15 protein-coding genes are annotated in these 15,935 nt (G+C 38.3%); 11 read left to right on the forward strand and 4 right to left on the reverse strand.

Translation table 11 applies throughout. The annotated features are described in order from the left end of the window. Positions 1 to 111: 111 nt before the first annotated feature. From IQ247_RS10915 to IQ247_RS10955, 9 genes are all read left to right on the forward strand, one after another. Positions 112 to 1,641 carry a beta-barrel domain-containing protein gene (locus tag IQ247_RS10915; protein WP_193919800.1) on the forward strand — a complete coding sequence of 510 codons (1,530 nt, stop codon included), beginning with the start codon at positions 112 to 114 and terminating at the stop codon, positions 1,639 to 1,641. Between the two features lie 129 nt (positions 1,642 to 1,770). Then, a complete protein-coding gene (locus IQ247_RS10920) occupies positions 1,771 to 2,553 on the forward strand; it encodes a peptidylprolyl isomerase (RefSeq protein WP_193919802.1) in 783 nt (260 codons plus the stop codon). 593 nt (positions 2,554 to 3,146) lie between these two features. Then, a complete protein-coding gene (locus IQ247_RS10925; protein WP_193919804.1) occupies positions 3,147 to 3,446 on the forward strand; it encodes a hypothetical protein in 300 nt (99 codons plus the stop codon). 141 nt (positions 3,447 to 3,587) lie between these two features. Next, the gene (locus IQ247_RS10930) at positions 3,588 to 3,917 is read left to right on the forward strand and encodes a hypothetical protein (RefSeq protein WP_193919806.1); all 330 of its coding nucleotides are present in this window, start codon (positions 3,588 to 3,590) and stop codon (positions 3,915 to 3,917) included. Between the two features lie 131 nt (positions 3,918 to 4,048). Then, positions 4,049 to 4,240: a hypothetical protein gene (locus IQ247_RS10935; protein WP_193919808.1), complete on the forward strand. Its 192-nt coding sequence runs from the start codon at positions 4,049 to 4,051 to the stop codon at positions 4,238 to 4,240. Positions 4,241 to 4,504: 264 nt separating this feature from the next. After that, on the forward strand, positions 4,505 to 5,833 hold the full coding sequence (locus IQ247_RS10940; protein ID WP_228059648.1) for a hypothetical protein: 1,329 nt from the start codon (positions 4,505 to 4,507) through the stop codon (positions 5,831 to 5,833). Between the two features lie 149 nt (positions 5,834 to 5,982). Next, positions 5,983 to 6,342: a microviridin/marinostatin family tricyclic proteinase inhibitor gene (locus tag IQ247_RS10945; RefSeq protein WP_193919810.1), complete on the forward strand. Its 360-nt coding sequence runs from the start codon at positions 5,983 to 5,985 to the stop codon at positions 6,340 to 6,342. 49 nt (positions 6,343 to 6,391) lie between these two features. Then, positions 6,392 to 7,390, forward strand: coding sequence for an MvdC family ATP-grasp ribosomal peptide maturase (locus IQ247_RS10950; protein ID WP_193919812.1), 999 nt, complete (start codon positions 6,392 to 6,394; stop codon positions 7,388 to 7,390). Positions 7,391 to 7,489: 99 nt separating this feature from the next. Further along, a complete protein-coding gene (locus tag IQ247_RS10955) occupies positions 7,490 to 8,530 on the forward strand; it encodes an MvdD family ATP-grasp ribosomal peptide maturase (protein WP_193919814.1) in 1,041 nt (346 codons plus the stop codon). Here IQ247_RS10955 and IQ247_RS10960 read toward each other — a convergent pair. The 3 genes from IQ247_RS10960 to IQ247_RS10970 form a co-directional block, all read right to left on the reverse strand. After that, positions 8,480 to 9,286: a PEP-CTERM sorting domain-containing protein gene (locus IQ247_RS10960; protein ID WP_193919816.1), complete on the reverse strand. Its 807-nt coding sequence runs from the start codon at positions 9,284 to 9,286 to the stop codon at positions 8,480 to 8,482. The genes IQ247_RS10955 and IQ247_RS10960 overlap by 51 nt on opposite strands. Positions 9,287 to 9,846: 560 nt before the next feature. Then, positions 9,847 to 11,364, reverse strand: a complete 1,518-nt coding sequence (locus IQ247_RS10965) for a M16 family metallopeptidase (protein WP_193919818.1) — start codon at positions 11,362 to 11,364, stop codon at positions 9,847 to 9,849. A 167-nt stretch (positions 11,365 to 11,531) separates the two neighbouring features. Next, complete coding sequence (locus IQ247_RS10970; RefSeq protein ID WP_193919820.1) at positions 11,532 to 13,085, reverse strand: M16 family metallopeptidase; 1,554 nt, start codon at positions 13,083 to 13,085, stop codon at positions 11,532 to 11,534. A 195-nt stretch (positions 13,086 to 13,280) separates the two neighbouring features. Between IQ247_RS10970 and IQ247_RS10975 the strand changes: the two genes are divergently transcribed. Then, positions 13,281 to 13,892: a TetR/AcrR family transcriptional regulator gene (locus IQ247_RS10975; protein ID WP_193919822.1), complete on the forward strand. Its 612-nt coding sequence runs from the start codon at positions 13,281 to 13,283 to the stop codon at positions 13,890 to 13,892. 99 nt (positions 13,893 to 13,991) lie between these two features. Here the strand turns inward: IQ247_RS10975 and IQ247_RS10980 are convergent, their stop codons facing one another. Then, positions 13,992 to 14,432, reverse strand: coding sequence for a DUF4332 domain-containing protein (locus IQ247_RS10980; protein WP_193919824.1), 441 nt, complete (start codon positions 14,430 to 14,432; stop codon positions 13,992 to 13,994). 90 nt (positions 14,433 to 14,522) lie between these two features. Here IQ247_RS10980 and IQ247_RS10985 point away from each other — a divergent pair, with 90 nt between their 5' ends. After that, the gene (locus IQ247_RS10985) at positions 14,523 to 15,896 is read left to right on the forward strand and encodes an aminopeptidase P family protein (RefSeq protein WP_193919826.1); all 1,374 of its coding nucleotides are present in this window, start codon (positions 14,523 to 14,525) and stop codon (positions 15,894 to 15,896) included. Positions 15,897 to 15,935 lie beyond the last annotated feature (39 nt).

Raw genomic sequence — 15,935 nt, forward strand, 5'->3', positions numbered from 1 at the left:
ACTCCGGTGGTACTAACTCCCGTACAGACGTAGCACTGCTACGTCTCTACAACAACTCCGGTGGTAGTAACTGGTAACTGATAACTGTTCACTGATAACTGTTCACTGATTATGCCGCACACACAACACAATTCATCGTCTCTGGCTTACACTCCGCCGTTGCATGAGGAAATTACGGAGATACAACCGTCGTCAGCGGTTGCGGAAGATGCCGAAAACTTACATTATGGTACGGAAGAATTACTCGATGCCTTACCAAAAGTTTGGAGTCGTTCTTTACTCTATGTTTTTGTTGGTATTATCGCTGTTGCAATACCTTGGTCGATGGTTTCTACTGTTGATGAAACTGGTAGCGCTAGAGGAAGGATAGAACCTTTAGGAACAATCCGTAAATTAGATAGTGTAGCTGGTGGTAAAGTTAGCGCTGTTCAAGTTAAAGAAGGAGATCAAGTCAGAGTCGGACAAATTCTTTTAGAACTAGATAACGATACAGTTAAACCTGAGTTAGAACGGACAAAAGAAAAACTTTCCGGGCTGGAAAATCAGGTATCGCAATTAGAATTACTCAAAAATCAAATCCAGTTGACGCTTAACACTCAAGAGCAACAAAACCAGTCTCAAGCTTTGGAGAAAAAAGCCCAGGTTAATCAAGCTATTCAGGATTTGAATGCCAAAGAAAGTATTTATAATTTGCAAAACTTAGAAAAACAATCATTAGTTAATCAAGCTGAGCAGCAGATTCAAACTGTTCTTAACGAACGCAAATCGGCAGAGGCTCGTTTGGATATAGATAAAAAACAAGTAGAGCGTTATAGCAAACTTTTAACAGATGGTGCAGTCTCTGCTGCCCAAATTGACGGACTCAGAAAGGAACAGCAGGAAAGTAAACGACTTTACGAAAGAACAGAATCGGATATCAAGCAAGCCCAACTGCGTTTAGCTGAAGAAACAAATCGTTATCAGACAACAATGAATCAGTTTAAATCTGATATTGAACAAGCCAAACTGCGTTTACAAGAACAAACTAGCAGTTATCAAAGTGTAGTTAATGCCGGGAAACTCGCTTTGTTAAGGACTCAAGAACAACTCAAAGACTTACAAAGACAAATCAATTCCACAAAATCCGAAATCGCTCAAACCAGAAGCGAGATTACTTCCCTCAATATTCAAATGCAACAGCGAATAGTGCGATCGCCAATTGATGGCATAGTTTTTGAGTTACCTGTATCCAAACCGGGAGAAGTGTTACAACCCGGACAAAGAATCGCCAGAATTGCCCCCGAAAATAGCGGTTTTGTTCTCAGAGCTACGATGCTAGTCAAAGACACTGGTTTCCTCAAAACAGGAATGCCGGTAAAAGTCAAGTTTGATGCTTACCCTTTCCAAGAATATGGAATTTTACCAGGAAAGGTTAGCTGGATTTCTCCAGACTCGAAAGTTGAATCAACAGCCCCTGGTGGTACAGAAACTTATGAATTAAAAATCGCACTTGATAAACCCTATATCGAAAATGGCGATCGACGTATTCCCTTAACTCCGGGGCAGACAGCACAGGCTGAAGTAATTATTCGTCAGCGACGCTTGATTGATTTTCTTTTAGATCCATTCAAGAAATTGCAAAAAGGAGGATTGGAAGTTTAAAGAGAGTTAGGAGTTGTTGTAGAGACGTAGCAGTGCTACGTCTGTACGGGAGTGAGGAGTTAGGAGTTATTAATTAAACAATTACCAATTCCCAGCTATCAACCATCAACTAACCACTATTAACCAACTATGTCAAATATTCTATCCATATCACCTACAGAGGTTATTCATTATCTGAAAATGTCTTGTCAAATTCCTAATGTCATCGAAGGAATAGCGACTCGAAAAATTATTGCTGATACTGCTTCCAAGGAAGGTATTACCGTCGAGGAGGATGAATTACAACAAGAAGGAGACAGGCTCAGGTTTGCGAAAAAACTTGTTAAAGCTACTGATACTTGGGCTTGGTTGAAAACTCATCATCTTTCTATTGATGAGTTTGAAGAATTAGTCCATCACACCGTGCTTTCTAAAAAGGTGGCACATCATCTGTTTACCGATAAAGTCGAAGCAATATTTTATCCTAATCAACTCGATTTCGTGAAAGCTGTTACCTATGAAGTCGTTTTTGATGATTATGATTTGGCTTTGGAACTGTTTTACGCTCTCGAAGAAAATGAATTAACGTTCCCAGAAATTGCTCGTGAGTACATCCCAAATCCAGAGTTACGTCGTGCTTGTGGATATCAAGGAGTTCGACGACGTAAAGATTTTCGTCCGGAAATTGCCAGTAGTGTTTTTGCTGCTACTCCACCGCAAGTTCTTAAGCCAATTATGACTCCGAAAGGTATTTATCTAATTTGGGTGGAGGAAATTATTCAACCTGAATTGAATGAGCAGTTACGCGAGCAAATTGTTACCGATTTATTCAATGGTTGGTTAAAACAACAAATCAAACAAAGGTCAATTACAACTTCATTTGATTCTAATGTTGAAAATCAAGTATCACCAGATTTAGTCATGCAGGGGTAAATACTTTATATGAATTGGCTGAAAAATCAACGCTCATCATATAGCAATTCTGAATAATTTGTGAGAAATTTAGTGAGGAATTTGCGGTTGAAACTGCTGCTACACAAACAAATTTTACCTACGTAAAATTTATGTTTTTTTTAAATCTAAATTCGGTTTTTATAGTTAAGCTTGATGATAATTTTAGAAGCCAGCTTTTTACGATAAATAACTGTAAACTATAAAGTTAATCATAAGAAGTTGATTTCTTAATCAATTCTAAATCAAGCTTATATAGCTTATTTTCTTAGAAAACATTAATTAAAGACAGATTACCTAACTCAGATCAAGCAGCTTAATTAGGTTAAAATATCGAGCAAAAATAACAAATTTTGCTCAATTTTTGCTGTCTACAAATAATAAGTATTATCGAGGTTTTTATATAAGCAAAAATTAGAGATTTTCTTGAATATACATCAAGAATATTTATCAAAAAACAGGATAAATAAGTTGACTTTTTTGAATTAAGAATATATAGTTATAAATGTAAGCGAAAGAAACAAATTGCTTACACACATTTCCAGAAAAGATTAATTAATTCCCAGGAGAATCTCATGAATATTTTTGATTTAAACCACATCGAAGCTGTTGAAGGAACTGAAGTTTTAGGTGGTGGTTACTATTACTCTCAGCCTGACTTCAAATTTGAAAAGAAAGTAGACACTGATGTAAAGAACAGACTAGATGTCTTTAAAGATGTTTATTCTAAAGCAGTAGTAAAAGGTAATTTAGCTGATGCTGAAGCTTTTGCTGATGCATATGGTGATGATAGCTTCAGCGAAACCTTGACAGTTACTTATGCTGACAGCTATAACTCTCAGTCTTACTCTGACTCCAAGTCTGCTGCTAACTAGAAAATTGATTTTTGGTTAATAGCATGATTCCAAGTTTGCTATTAACTAGAAAGTTAATTTTTGAATAATCAAAATTGCTGAAAGCTGTTCGCAACTTTCAGCAATTCAATTGATTGTCTATTGATTTCAAAATGGTGCATCATGAGTAGATTAGAAATAACTGACCTCAGTTTTTGTCAAACAGAGTTTCTGGATGATAATCAAGTGCAAGGTGGGTTGTTAACTTCTTCAGGAAATCGTTTTTTAAATGCTCTCTTTTCTCGGCTCCAGCCTTGGGGACAACCCTTACAAAAAGATGGTTACGAAATGCAGGAATTGTACGATCCAGAAACTGATAGTTCTGGAATGATGATGTTAATGGGAACTGAAAATAGCACCATAGAAAGTGGTGTTGTAAAAGGTAATTTCAGTAACGGTGGTATATATGAGGCATCTTTCGCCAAGGCTAGCTCTGGTAAACCTCTAGAATAGAGATATAGAAATATTAACCCTTCTCTATAACAGGTTATTATCTGAACAATTTTTAGCTGCAATATTTAGCAGCTAATTTTCTCTATTTACAAAAAAATAATCAAAAGTCAGATAATTTTAGATAATTAATTATGAGTGAATATCGAGTTATAACCAAAAGAATAGTATCCCCTGATGGTAAAGTGATTTCCGAAGCGAAAAGTGTAGCGAAAGCATCAGGTGATAATAATACTCAAGTTAGTCAAAGCGTTAGTGTTAACGTTTCTTCTAGCAGCAATTCTAGTAGTTCTTCATCATCTAGTTCTAGTTCTTCTAAAAGTTGAGTAGATAAGTACCCGTGCCAACATTTAATTTAACATTTCCTTTGGATAGGGAATAGTCTAATTTAATACTTTACCTGGCGACTATAAGTCGCGGCTACACAAACCGGCACCCGCCGTAAGGCGGGTTCTAAACTAATTAGTCCACGCAGGTGGACTTTGTTTTTGTAGTAGCGGTTTAAACCGCCGGATATTATAAGTGTCACAGCACCCTAGAAAATATGCCAGTTGGGTAAGTCCTAATAGTAAAATTAAAAGGAGAATTTAATGGCACCTTTAGACTTAAGCACAGTTAAATTTACCAACAAAGCCGATAAAGCTAATTCAGATAATGGAATTTTCAATCCCGCAGGTTCTGATGTTAAGACATTGCAAGGTGCCGATGAAATTATTGGTAATAACTCTATAAATAGTGGTTTCGGTTTAGAGGTAATTGCAGAAGCTGGGGCAAAAAACGCTGGTGCTATTTCCGCAGCAGATTTAAGTGATAAAACAAATATTAATATCAGTGGAATTGACAATAAAGGAAGTATTAGTACAAATAAAGGACGTGATATCGTTAGAGGTACTGCAACAGCAAAAATTGCTGCTGTCGCCCAAACGGTGTCTGAGGCTATAGCTTATGCTGATGACTTAGATACTAATGCCATCGCCGCAACTTTTGCCAACATTGATATTAATGCGATTGCGAATGGAATAAATAATTCCGGTAAAATTAACACTGGCAAAGGGAATGACAGCGTTGATGCAGAAAACGAAAGTTCTGTTGCAGCAGTTGCTACAGCCACAGCAGATGCAACAGCTATCGTCAAAGGTATCGCTCAAGCCCCTATGGATGAAAGTCTCACAGCTTTCGCAGCAGCAATTGCTCAAAGTTTAGCGAATGCAACTATCATTGCCACTGGTTTGAATAACAGTGGAGGTGAACTTTTTACTGCTAAAGGTAAAGACACTATTACTGCAACTGCTACTTCTGATTCTGCTACTTTCGCAGAAGCTTCAACTTCCGCTTTCAGTGCTGCTACTCCCGAAAATCAAGCTTTAGCCCTAGCTGTTGCTGAAGCTGTTGCTAAATCTCAAGACAAGGCGATCGCCATTGATAATAGTAAAGGTATTATTGACACAGGTGAGGGAGCCGATACTATCAGAGCTACTGCTAATGGTGCTGATAAGGCGATCGCGATCGAAAACACTAATGGCACTATTCAGACAGGTAAGGGAAGCGATACTATACAAGCTGATGCTACGGGGCTTGAATCTTATGGTATTTTTGGTGGCACTATTGAAACAGGTGATGGAGCCGATAAAGTAGAAGCCTCTAGTTTTGGTGGTGGTGTGAATATAAATATGGGTGACGGTAAAGACTTTGTTGAAGGTTTCGGTAACGCTACAGTAAATGGTGGAAAAGGTTTTGATATTCTTAGTCTTGGTTTTTTGAAGATAGATGACTTTAATATCAGTTTGGGCGCTAGTAATAACAACGAAGTTAACTTTGAGCGCGATGGGATAATTATGAGTACTCAGAACTTTGAACAATTTAATTTTGGTAATGGAAATACAATTTTTACCTATGACGAGTTAGTCGCTACTGTGTAAATTACAATTTTTCCGAAAAACGGCTATTAAAAACGGGATCATCCCAATTGTTGAAAAATATTTGGTAGTGCGAGCAAGATGCTCGCACTACAAAGTTAAAAATTTGGGATACTCCCATTAAACACAGCAATTTATTTCAGGAGTTACATATGTCTAATAATGATAATTTTGAAAAAAAATCATCTTCTGTACCATTCTTCGCTCGTTATTTAGAAGGACAATTTCTCACAGAGGTGTCAGAAGAAGAAATGGATCAAGTACAAGGAGGTATTAGATATATATCTCCTCCCAGTGAAGATATAGCATATACTTTAAAATATCCATCTGATAATGAAGATAGTAGCCCCACTCATCCAATAGTTACTAACAAACATCGTGATATCGATGATATTGGTTCTGGTGGTGGTTTCACTAAGAAATATCCATCTGATGCTGATGAGGCAATGACGCACAAGTACCCATCAGACGGTGATGATGATTTTAGCTTTGATTCCGAGCGTTTGCATTAATTCTGCCTTCGCTGCACAAAGGATAATCCAAGCACAATTGAGATATTTCATGTACCCATCCCGCGATGTTGTTTTATTAATCACTCACAGTGGTGATTTTTATACAGTAGATAGAGTTGCAGAAGCCTTATCAAAACGAGGTGTACAACCATTTCGTCTTGATACAGATAAGTTTCCTTTGCAGGTGCAAATGGAGGCGCGTTTGAGCAATTGCCATAGTATTCACAGTTTTAAGTATGGCGATCGCTATATCAACACCGAAGAAGTTCAAGCTGTTTGGATGCGTCGTATTTGGCAGCCCCAAATAAGCGAGGATTTAGCTCCACAATTTCAAACTGCCTGCATTAGAGAAGCAATGGCAGCTTTAAATGCTTTTTGGGATAGTCTTAGGGAAGTACGTTGGGTAGATAATTTACAGCGGATTTTAGCAGCGGAAAACAAGTTGCGTCAATTGCGGGTGGCTAAGGAAGTTGGCTTGGTTATTCCATTGACTCTTGTTACTAATAACCCCGAAGAGGTGCGGGAGTTTTTCCATGATGTAGGAGGAAAAATGATTGCTAAACTGTTAACTCCTATTTCTTACAGTATGAAAGGCTCTCCCTTCTTTTTTTATACGAGCCAAGTCAAAGAAGAAGACTTACTAGATATTGAGACACTACGTCATAGCCCAATGGTTTTTCAAGAGCAAATACCCAAGTTACGGGAATTGCGGGTAGTGTATGTAGATGGGAGTCTATTTGTTGGAGCTTTAAATGCTTCTAGTTACGCAGATTCTACGATTGACTGGCGACGCGCTTCTGCAAAAGATTGTACTTGGGAAGTTCATGAATTACCTACGGAAGTCATTTCTCGTATAAAAGCTTTCATGGCACGTTTTGGGCTAACGTTTGGAGCTTTAGATTTTATTGAGACACCATCGGGAGAATACATATTTCTGGAAGTTAATCCTACCGGAGAATGGGGAATGTTAGAACGAGATTTAGACTATCCCATTAGTATCGCGATCGCAAATACATTGCTCGGAGAAACATTAGGAGTTAGGAGTTAGGAGTTAGGAGTTATGAGTTAAGCTGCACATTAACAGTTGGCAGTTAAAAATATTTTGTTTGCTACTTGATGAATTTTATTATTGAAAATCTAAAATTGAATGACTGTTTTAATAATTACTCATAGTCAAGATAACGAAAGCATTCCTCTGGTAATCAAAGCAATTGAGTCTCAAGGAGGAAAAACCTTTCGTTTTGACACGGATAAATTTCCGACTGAAATAAAGTTAGATATTTGTGATCATAATTCTGAATGCGAGCAAGTAATACTAACTTCAGATAACAAGCAACTTGATTTTAATCAAGTGTCGGCAGTCTGGTATCGTCGAATTGCCATCGGAGCAAGGATTCCTAAAACCTTAGATAAGCAACTTAGACAAGCCTCAATTGGTGAATGTCGAGCTACTATTCAAGGTGCCATAGCAAGTATTAGGGCTTTTCATCTCGATAGGGTATCAAATATTCGTTTAGCAGAAAATAAGCAATTGCAACTGCAAGTAGCGCGAGAAGTTGGTTTAGAAACTCCTCGCACTTTAACTACAAATAATCCCCAAGCAGTCAAAAAATTTGCTCAAGATTGCGTTGGGGGTATCGTTGCAAAAATGCTGTCTTCTTTTGCTATTTACGATCAAAAAGGACAAGAAAACGTTGTTTTTACTAATTCAGTATCATCGGAGGATTTAGAAAATCTCGATGGACTCAATTTGTGTCCGATGACTTTTCAAGAAAAAGTTCCCAAAGCATTAGAATTAAGAACAACTATCGTGGGAAAACAAGTGTTTACAGCAGCAGTTGATTCCCAAATTTTACATCATGCTCGTTATGATTGGCGACGGGAGGGAATTGCTTTACTCAACGCTTGGGAGGCTTATAAATTACCTGAAGACGTTGAGAAAAAGCTGTTGCAACTAATGAATTACTTCGGTTTACATTATGGTGCAATTGATATTATTTTCACACCTGATAATCGCCATGTATTTCTAGAAGTTAATCCAGTAGGAGAATTTTTCTGGTTAGAAAAAAACCCAGGTTTACCGATATCTAATGCTATTGCTCAAACTCTACTTAGTTTAGGCAGACATCAAGATAGTTTAATTACGTCGTCTACGTTTCAAAACCACACCGATAACACCACCGGATAGGATTAAAGCGAGACTAGTTGAAGATTCGGGTACTGCTTGAACTTGCGCTCGATTTCGCTTAACTTCTACTAAAGCTACATCTGTTTCATCAGTAAAAAAACGCTCCAAGGAACCTTCAATAGATACCGTGAGAAATTCTTGCAAACCACCAAAACCAGGCGCACCAGATATTCCACTTAGAATAACATTATCACTTTGTTGTAACGCCACAAAATCATCATCTCCTTCTGTGGTGATATTTCCTACAAGGCTAAAAAATTCTAAGATATCATCATTTTTAAGATCAATAAGTGCAAAAGATATATCTCCACTTGCTCTAGCATTTTCTATAGAAGGATTATCTATAGATGTAGCAAGTTCTAAATTACTGAAAAAATCAAAAGAAAAAGTTGTATTTGCATCTATATTGAAGTTTCCGATAACTGAAGCTTCACTTTCAGCAAGTCCTAAATAATTTCGATTTTCACCAAAAACTGTACTCAAAGATGAATTAAATGCTACAGAGGGTTCAATTAAAAAAATTGCTTCAGCTTCAGCAGTTGCTTGAACCATACCCCCTTCACCGATGATCAAAGTATTTGTATCTGTATCAGTTGCAACATTTGATGGGTTTTGACTAAAACCTGTAAAAACTAAATTTCCCTCAGAAAAAGCAAAAGTAGCAGCTTTACTAGGTGCAGTACCTACTATAGTGCTAGCTAAAATTGGTGTGATTACTAATAAACAACGTTTCAGTATTTTTAAGTGTTTTTTCATGCTTTTAGGTGTAGAAAATTTTTGGCACTACAAATTTGACAAATTCACCCGATGGTGTAAAAAGTCAGCAAGTACAGATAGTCTAATTTTTTTCAGAAGTAAAAAAAAAGACGTGTTTGCTCTGGTGTAAATAGCGGATATATCCTACTCCTAAATCATTTGTGAATATAACAATATTTATTTAATTCCTGCTGTCATCTCCTTTAAGTTGGGAGATTCACTAAAATCAGAAACAAATTAATTGTATTCACAAATCACATAGCAAGGATTACGGTAGTTGCTTTTGTAAAAAAATCAAAAAATAAATTCTTTTACAAAAGTATTATTGCAACTCCGTAAAATTGCCAGACTTGAGACTAAGTATACTGTAAACCATAATTAATTATTTACGTATTAATACTAAAATATAATCATAGCTATTTGGTAAAGCAATGATGAATAGAGCTTAAAATTTATACAGATATTTCGGATAATTCGGAAAAATAGTGAGCCATAACACAGTACCAATAGACATTAGCTTCTACCCCTCTTTGAAACAGAGGGGAGATAGATGTCAATGATTAGTTGTTCGCTTGGGGTTTAGATGTACCAGGAATGGTAATATCTATAGGCGTTATCTGGGATGCAAGTTGTGTAAGCGGTGGATTAATCGCGGTTTGATTTCCTACCACTAGAAAAACTAAATTTTCTGGCTTCAGATGTTCTTTTGCAACTCGTTGTACATCTGCCGCTGTGGTGTTTTCCACCTCTTTTTGATAGGTAAACAAGAAATTTTCCGGATAACCGTAATATTCGTAGCGCATCAAACGTGATAAAGTTTGAGCAGGGTCTTGGAAATTGAATACAAAAGAATTCAAAGTAGAATCTTTCGCAAAAGCTAATTCTTGAGGAGTTACAGGTTGAGTTTGAATCTGCTTGATTTCTTGTTGGATAGCTTTGACAAATTGTACTGTAGCATCAGAACGTGTTTGTCCCCCAGAAATAAACATTCCTGGATAATCAAAGCGGGGACTCCAATAACCGTATACAGAATATGCTAAACCTTGTCGCGATCGCACTTCATTAAACAATCTTCCACCGAATCCGTTCATGATGTTATTCATCACATCCAATTCGGGATAGTCGGGATTAGCAAATTTACCACCGATATGTCCGATAAGTACATTACTTTGAGTTAATTGTGGTTGGTTAATAAAGAAGACACCACCTGTTTTAGCTTGAGAAACTTGGGGTAATTGAGGTTTCTTGAACTGCGGATTCGCTTTCCATTTACCCAATGTTTGCTCAATCAAAGCTTTCATTTTGGCAGAATCAAAATCCCCTTCAATTCCCAAAATCATATTGTTGGGATAATAATACTGCTGGTAAAACTTTACCAAATCAGCGCGAGTAATATTATCCAGGGTTGCATATTCGGGGATACGAGCATAAGGACTATTTGTACCGTAAATCAGCTTTTGAAATTCTCGTTGGGCAATTTCATCGGGACTATCATTCCGACGAGCAATACCACCCTTCATCTGGGTTTTTGCCAACTCCAACTGACTTTCCACAAAAGCCGGTTGCTGTAAGACTTCCGCAAACAGTCCAAAAACCGTATCTAAATCTTCGCTGAGAGCTTCAAAACCAGCACTACCAGAAGTTTCATCAATACCAGTTTCTACCGAAGCCGCACGCTGTTCCAACATTTGGTTAAGTTTATCGGGAGGATGTTGTTGAGTTCCTCCAGTACGCATTACAGTACCAGTTAACTCAGCCAAACCAACTTCTGTTGGTGGTTCAAAACGAGAACCAGTATGAATTAAAGCCCTACCATTTACCAACGGTAACTCATGATTCTCCATTAAATAAACTATCATGCCGTTTTTAAGCTGGTACCGTTCGTATTTGGGTAACTTGATTTCTCCTACCGGCTTAAATTCCAAATCTGTGTAATGCTTCGGCGTATAATTACGTTGTGGTGCTACTTGCTGAGCCATCGCACCAGAAAGGTTAAAACTTACCAATACAAAAGCAAAACAAACCAGTAACGAGTAAAGCAATCTTTTCACTTTCTTTTTGTACCTTTTGATTTTCATTTTTCTTCTAGGGAATAGGGAATAGGGAATTGGGAATTGGGAATAGGGAATAGGGAATAGGGAATTGGGAATTGGTAATTGAAGTTAAGATTTGAAAGTATTAGCGTAGCGTGTCTATCAAAATTAATTATTTCCCTGATCACCCATTACCCATTACCCATTACCCATTACCCCTTGGGTAATAACTTACCAACGGTGCGATTTTCTGCGGTGAAAGTCTGTTTCGCTACACGCATTACATCTTGTGCAGTTACAGCTTGAATTTTTTCTAACTGTGCAAATAAATTCTTCCAAGAACCAGTTTTGATTTCATATTCTAATAATTGTTGCGCCATGCCCATATTAGAATCGAGAGAACGTAATAATCCCGCACGAGCGTTGGTTTTAACTCGTTCCAATTCTTGAGCGGAAACTGGCTGTGTTTTCAAAGCTTCAATTTGTTCTCCTAGGGCTGCCGCTACTTCATCAACGGTGTGTCCCGGTGCAGTTAAAGCGTAGAACAACATTAAGTTAGGATATTTATCTCCGGGAAATCCACTAAATCCTTGAGCGGTAAGTGCCAATTGCTGCTTTTCTACCAAAGATGTGTACAACCGGGAAGTACGTCCATCGCTGAGCAAACCAGTGATAATGTCATAAACTGCATTGTCTGGATGGTTAAGACTGGGACGATGATAACCTTCTAGATACCAAGGTTGAGAAGGTAGATTTAAGGTAAATTCTCGTTGTTGAGTTTGCTTTGGCTCTACGGGAAGCTTTGATTCTGCTTTGGGTTTGGCTTCGTAACGTCCAAAATAAGCTTCTGCCATTTTCTTGACTTCAGCAGGGTTAACATCTCCGACTACGGCAATTGTGAGATTGCTGGGTACGTAATGGGTATCAAAAAACTGCTGTACGTCTTGCGTCGTCAAATTGCGGATATCTTCGTCATAACCAATTACTGGACGTTTGTAAGGATGTTGTTGAAAAGCTGTGTCGTTGAACTTTTCAATCATTTGTCCGATGGGTGAGTTATCTACCCGCATTCGTCTTTCTTCTAGAATTACATCTTTTTCCTTGTAAAATTCCCGTCGTAATTCAGGATTGAGAAAACGTTCCGACTCCAAAGACATCCACAGTTCTAACTTATTCGCAGGAAAGCTGTAAAAATATTTGGTAGCTTCGCTAGAAGTAGTGGCATTTAAACCCACTCCCCCCGCTTGTTCAACAATTCTGCCTAATTCATTTTGATTGACAATTTTAGCAGCTTGAGCTTCCAATTTTTGAAATTGAGCTTGGAGTTGAGCAACTCGATCTTTTTCTCCGGCTGTTTGCGCTTGTTGAATTTGGGCTGCTAATTTATCTATTCTATCCAGCAACACCTTTTCTTGAGCGTAATTTTTAGTACCAATTTTATCAGTACCTTTAAAAGCTAAATGCTCTAGAAAGTGTGCTACACCAGTCTTACCCACAGGTTCATCAACACCACCCACATCAGCATAAGTGACAAAAGAAACAATTGGGGCTTGAGGTCGTCGTAAAACAATGAACTTCATGCCATTATCTAACTTAAACTCCGTTAAATTTTCAACAACCCGATCTAAATAAGGTTGAATCGAAGTTTGATCATTGGATGATGGTGTGGGTGTGGGAGTTTGAGCAAATGCAACCCCCGGCAAAAATGAACAGTAGAAAACTAACGTTAAAAGTATTGCGACTAGCCGACGTGAGATTTTTCCCATAATTATCCTTCTAAACTTTAACTTGACAAGAGTACCGCTTCTGTTGATTTTCCCGGAATTCGGGTCTATCTGTGTTCTCAGTAACCTTCAGGCATTAATCTTATATTAAGGATTTGGTACTTGTTGTACTTAACGTTAGACAATAATGCTACAAATGCAGTTCCGGCGCACTCACTATACCTGATATTATTATTTATGCGAGCTTTTAAATCCCCTCCCCCAGAAACACAAACACGCGATCGCATTTTGCAAGCAGCACAAAAATTGTTTGCTTCCCAAGGGTTCGACGGTACTACTACCCGCGATTTAGCACAAGCAGCAGGTGTTGCGGAAGGAACTCTATTCCGTCATTTTTCCAATAAAAAAGCAATCTTAGTTGAAGTTGCAACCGCTGGCTGGGTAGATATTCTTACCGATTTACTCACCGAATTAAGCGAAATGGGCAGCTACAAAGCAGTAGCCCAAGTCATGCGTCGTCGGATGTGGAATTTACAAAAAAACGCCGACATGATGAAAGTTTGTTTCATGGAAGCCCAATTTCATCCCGACTTGCGCGATCGCATTCAAAAGGAAGTCATTGATAAAATGACTCATGTTGCCGAAGCTTTCTTTCAAGCAGCAATGGACAAAGGAATCTATCGTAAGACAGATGCGAAACTTGTCGCTCAAGTATTCTTAGGAATGTTTGCCGTCGCAGGCTTTTCCCATGAAACTCTCATGGAACCCAACGCTTCCCCCCAAGAAAAACAAAAAATGGCAGAAGGATTAGCGGATATATTTCTCAATGGGGTATTGGAAAAGGAATGAGGAGTTAGTACTACCGGAGTTAGGAGTTATGAGTTAGGAATTAGGAGTTAGGAATTAGGAGTTAGGAGTTATGAGTTAATGGTTGTCAACTGTCAACTGTCAACTAACATGATGAATTAATTTAGCTTGCTCAACCCATTGTTGCACTTGTTCGATCGCAGGACATAAATCTCGTCGCTGTAGGGTTGCAACTTGCAGACGCAAAACTTGTTTATGTAGTCGATGAGGAGGAGTAGTTACTAACTGCATCACCGAAGCAATACCAGCATGAAGCAACAATCCACAATACTGGGTTCCCACACTGGGAATCCTGGCTAAATCGGCTAGAGCAACCCATTTATTCACATACTGTACATGAACCTGCAACTTCTGTGCCAACATCAATTTTTCTTCTACATTTTTTCCTTGTTCGATCAAAGCTAAAGTATTTGTAACATTGCAATTCTTTAAATTATCAATTTCATCTTGGCTCAGCCCCGGCAGTTCCTCAATCGGAAAATTACTCTCTTTGAACCCACTAATTTTAGTTTTAGAAAACATTGCAGTTATTAGTTATTAGTTATTAATTATTAATTATTAATTAACAGTTATCAGTTAAATAATTATCCCATTACCAATTACCCATTACCCATGCCCCATTCAAATTCTCTTGCAGATATTTTACGTCAAAGACGAGAAAAATTAGCCAAATTAATTGACTTTCCGGCAGTTTTATGGTCTGGAAGCCCTAGTGCGCGTAACTTTGCTGCAAATATTTTTCCACATCGTTCTAGTAGTCATTTTCTCTATTTTGCCGGATTACCTTTGCAAAATGCGGCGATTCGCTTAGAAGCAGGTAAGATGCAATTATTCATGGATGATCCCGCAGCAAGTAGCGCTTTGTGGCATGGAGAAATGCCAAATCGCGATCGCATTGCAGAACAAATTGGCGCGGATGAAGCTTACCCAATCATAGAGTTGGAATTCCATTTACAAGGTGTGGCAACAATTGCCGTACAAGATGCAGCTTCTTGGACTCAACAATCCCAATTATTAGATAGATGGATTTTACCCCAACGTGCGCCGGAAAATATCGACTTAGAATTAGCTAAAGCGATTGTTGAATTGCGTCTTACCCATGATCAAGCTGCTTTGACTGAAATACGCAAAGCTGTAAGTGTGACTGTAGAAGCCCACAAAGCCGGTATGGCAGCGACATCCACAGCAAAAATTGAAGCACAAGTAAGAGCAGCGATGGAGGCTGTTATCATCGCTCATAATATGACTACATCTTATAACAGTATCGTCACAGTGCGCGGGGAAGTATTGCATAACGAACATTATGGAAACACCCTGCAACCGAATCACTTACTACTTGCTGATGTTGGTGCCGAAACTTCCACGGGTTGGGCTGCGGATGTGACTCGCACATGGGCTGTGAACGGGAAAATGTCATCTACCCAAAGAGATATTTATGACATAGTTTTAGCAGCACATGATGCCTGCATTGACAAAATACGTCCCGGTGTGGAATATGAAGAGATTCATCTTTGTGCTTGTAGAGTTATTGCTGAAGGTTTGGTAAATTTAGGTATTTTGCAAGGTTCACCCGAAGAATTAGTAGATATAGATGCTCATGCGTTGTTTTTCCCCCACGGAATCGGCCATTTATTGGGTTTAGATGTACATGATATGGAAGATTTGGGAGATTTAGCGGGATACGAAACCGGAAGAGAAAGAAGCAGTCGTTTTGGTTTGGGTTACTTGCGTCTCAATCGACCTTTACGTACAGGAATGTTGGTAACAATTGAACCTGGTTTTTATCAAGTACCGGCAATTATTAATAACACTCAAGTGCGCGAAAACTACAAAACATCTGTAAATTGGGAACGTTTAACTGATTTTTCAGATGTCCGAGGAATCCGCATCGAAGATGACGTTTTAGTTACTGATACAGAAGCAGAAGTTTTAACCGCAGCTTTACCAACACAAGCCGATGCTGTGGAACAGTTAACGTGTCAATGAGTAATTTCCATCTTCTATAGAAGTAAAATTACTACATCA

Source organism: Plectonema cf. radiosum LEGE 06105, assembly GCF_015207665.1.
Lineage (GTDB): Bacteria > Cyanobacteriota > Cyanobacteriia > Cyanobacteriales > Nostocaceae > Rivularia > Rivularia radiosa_A.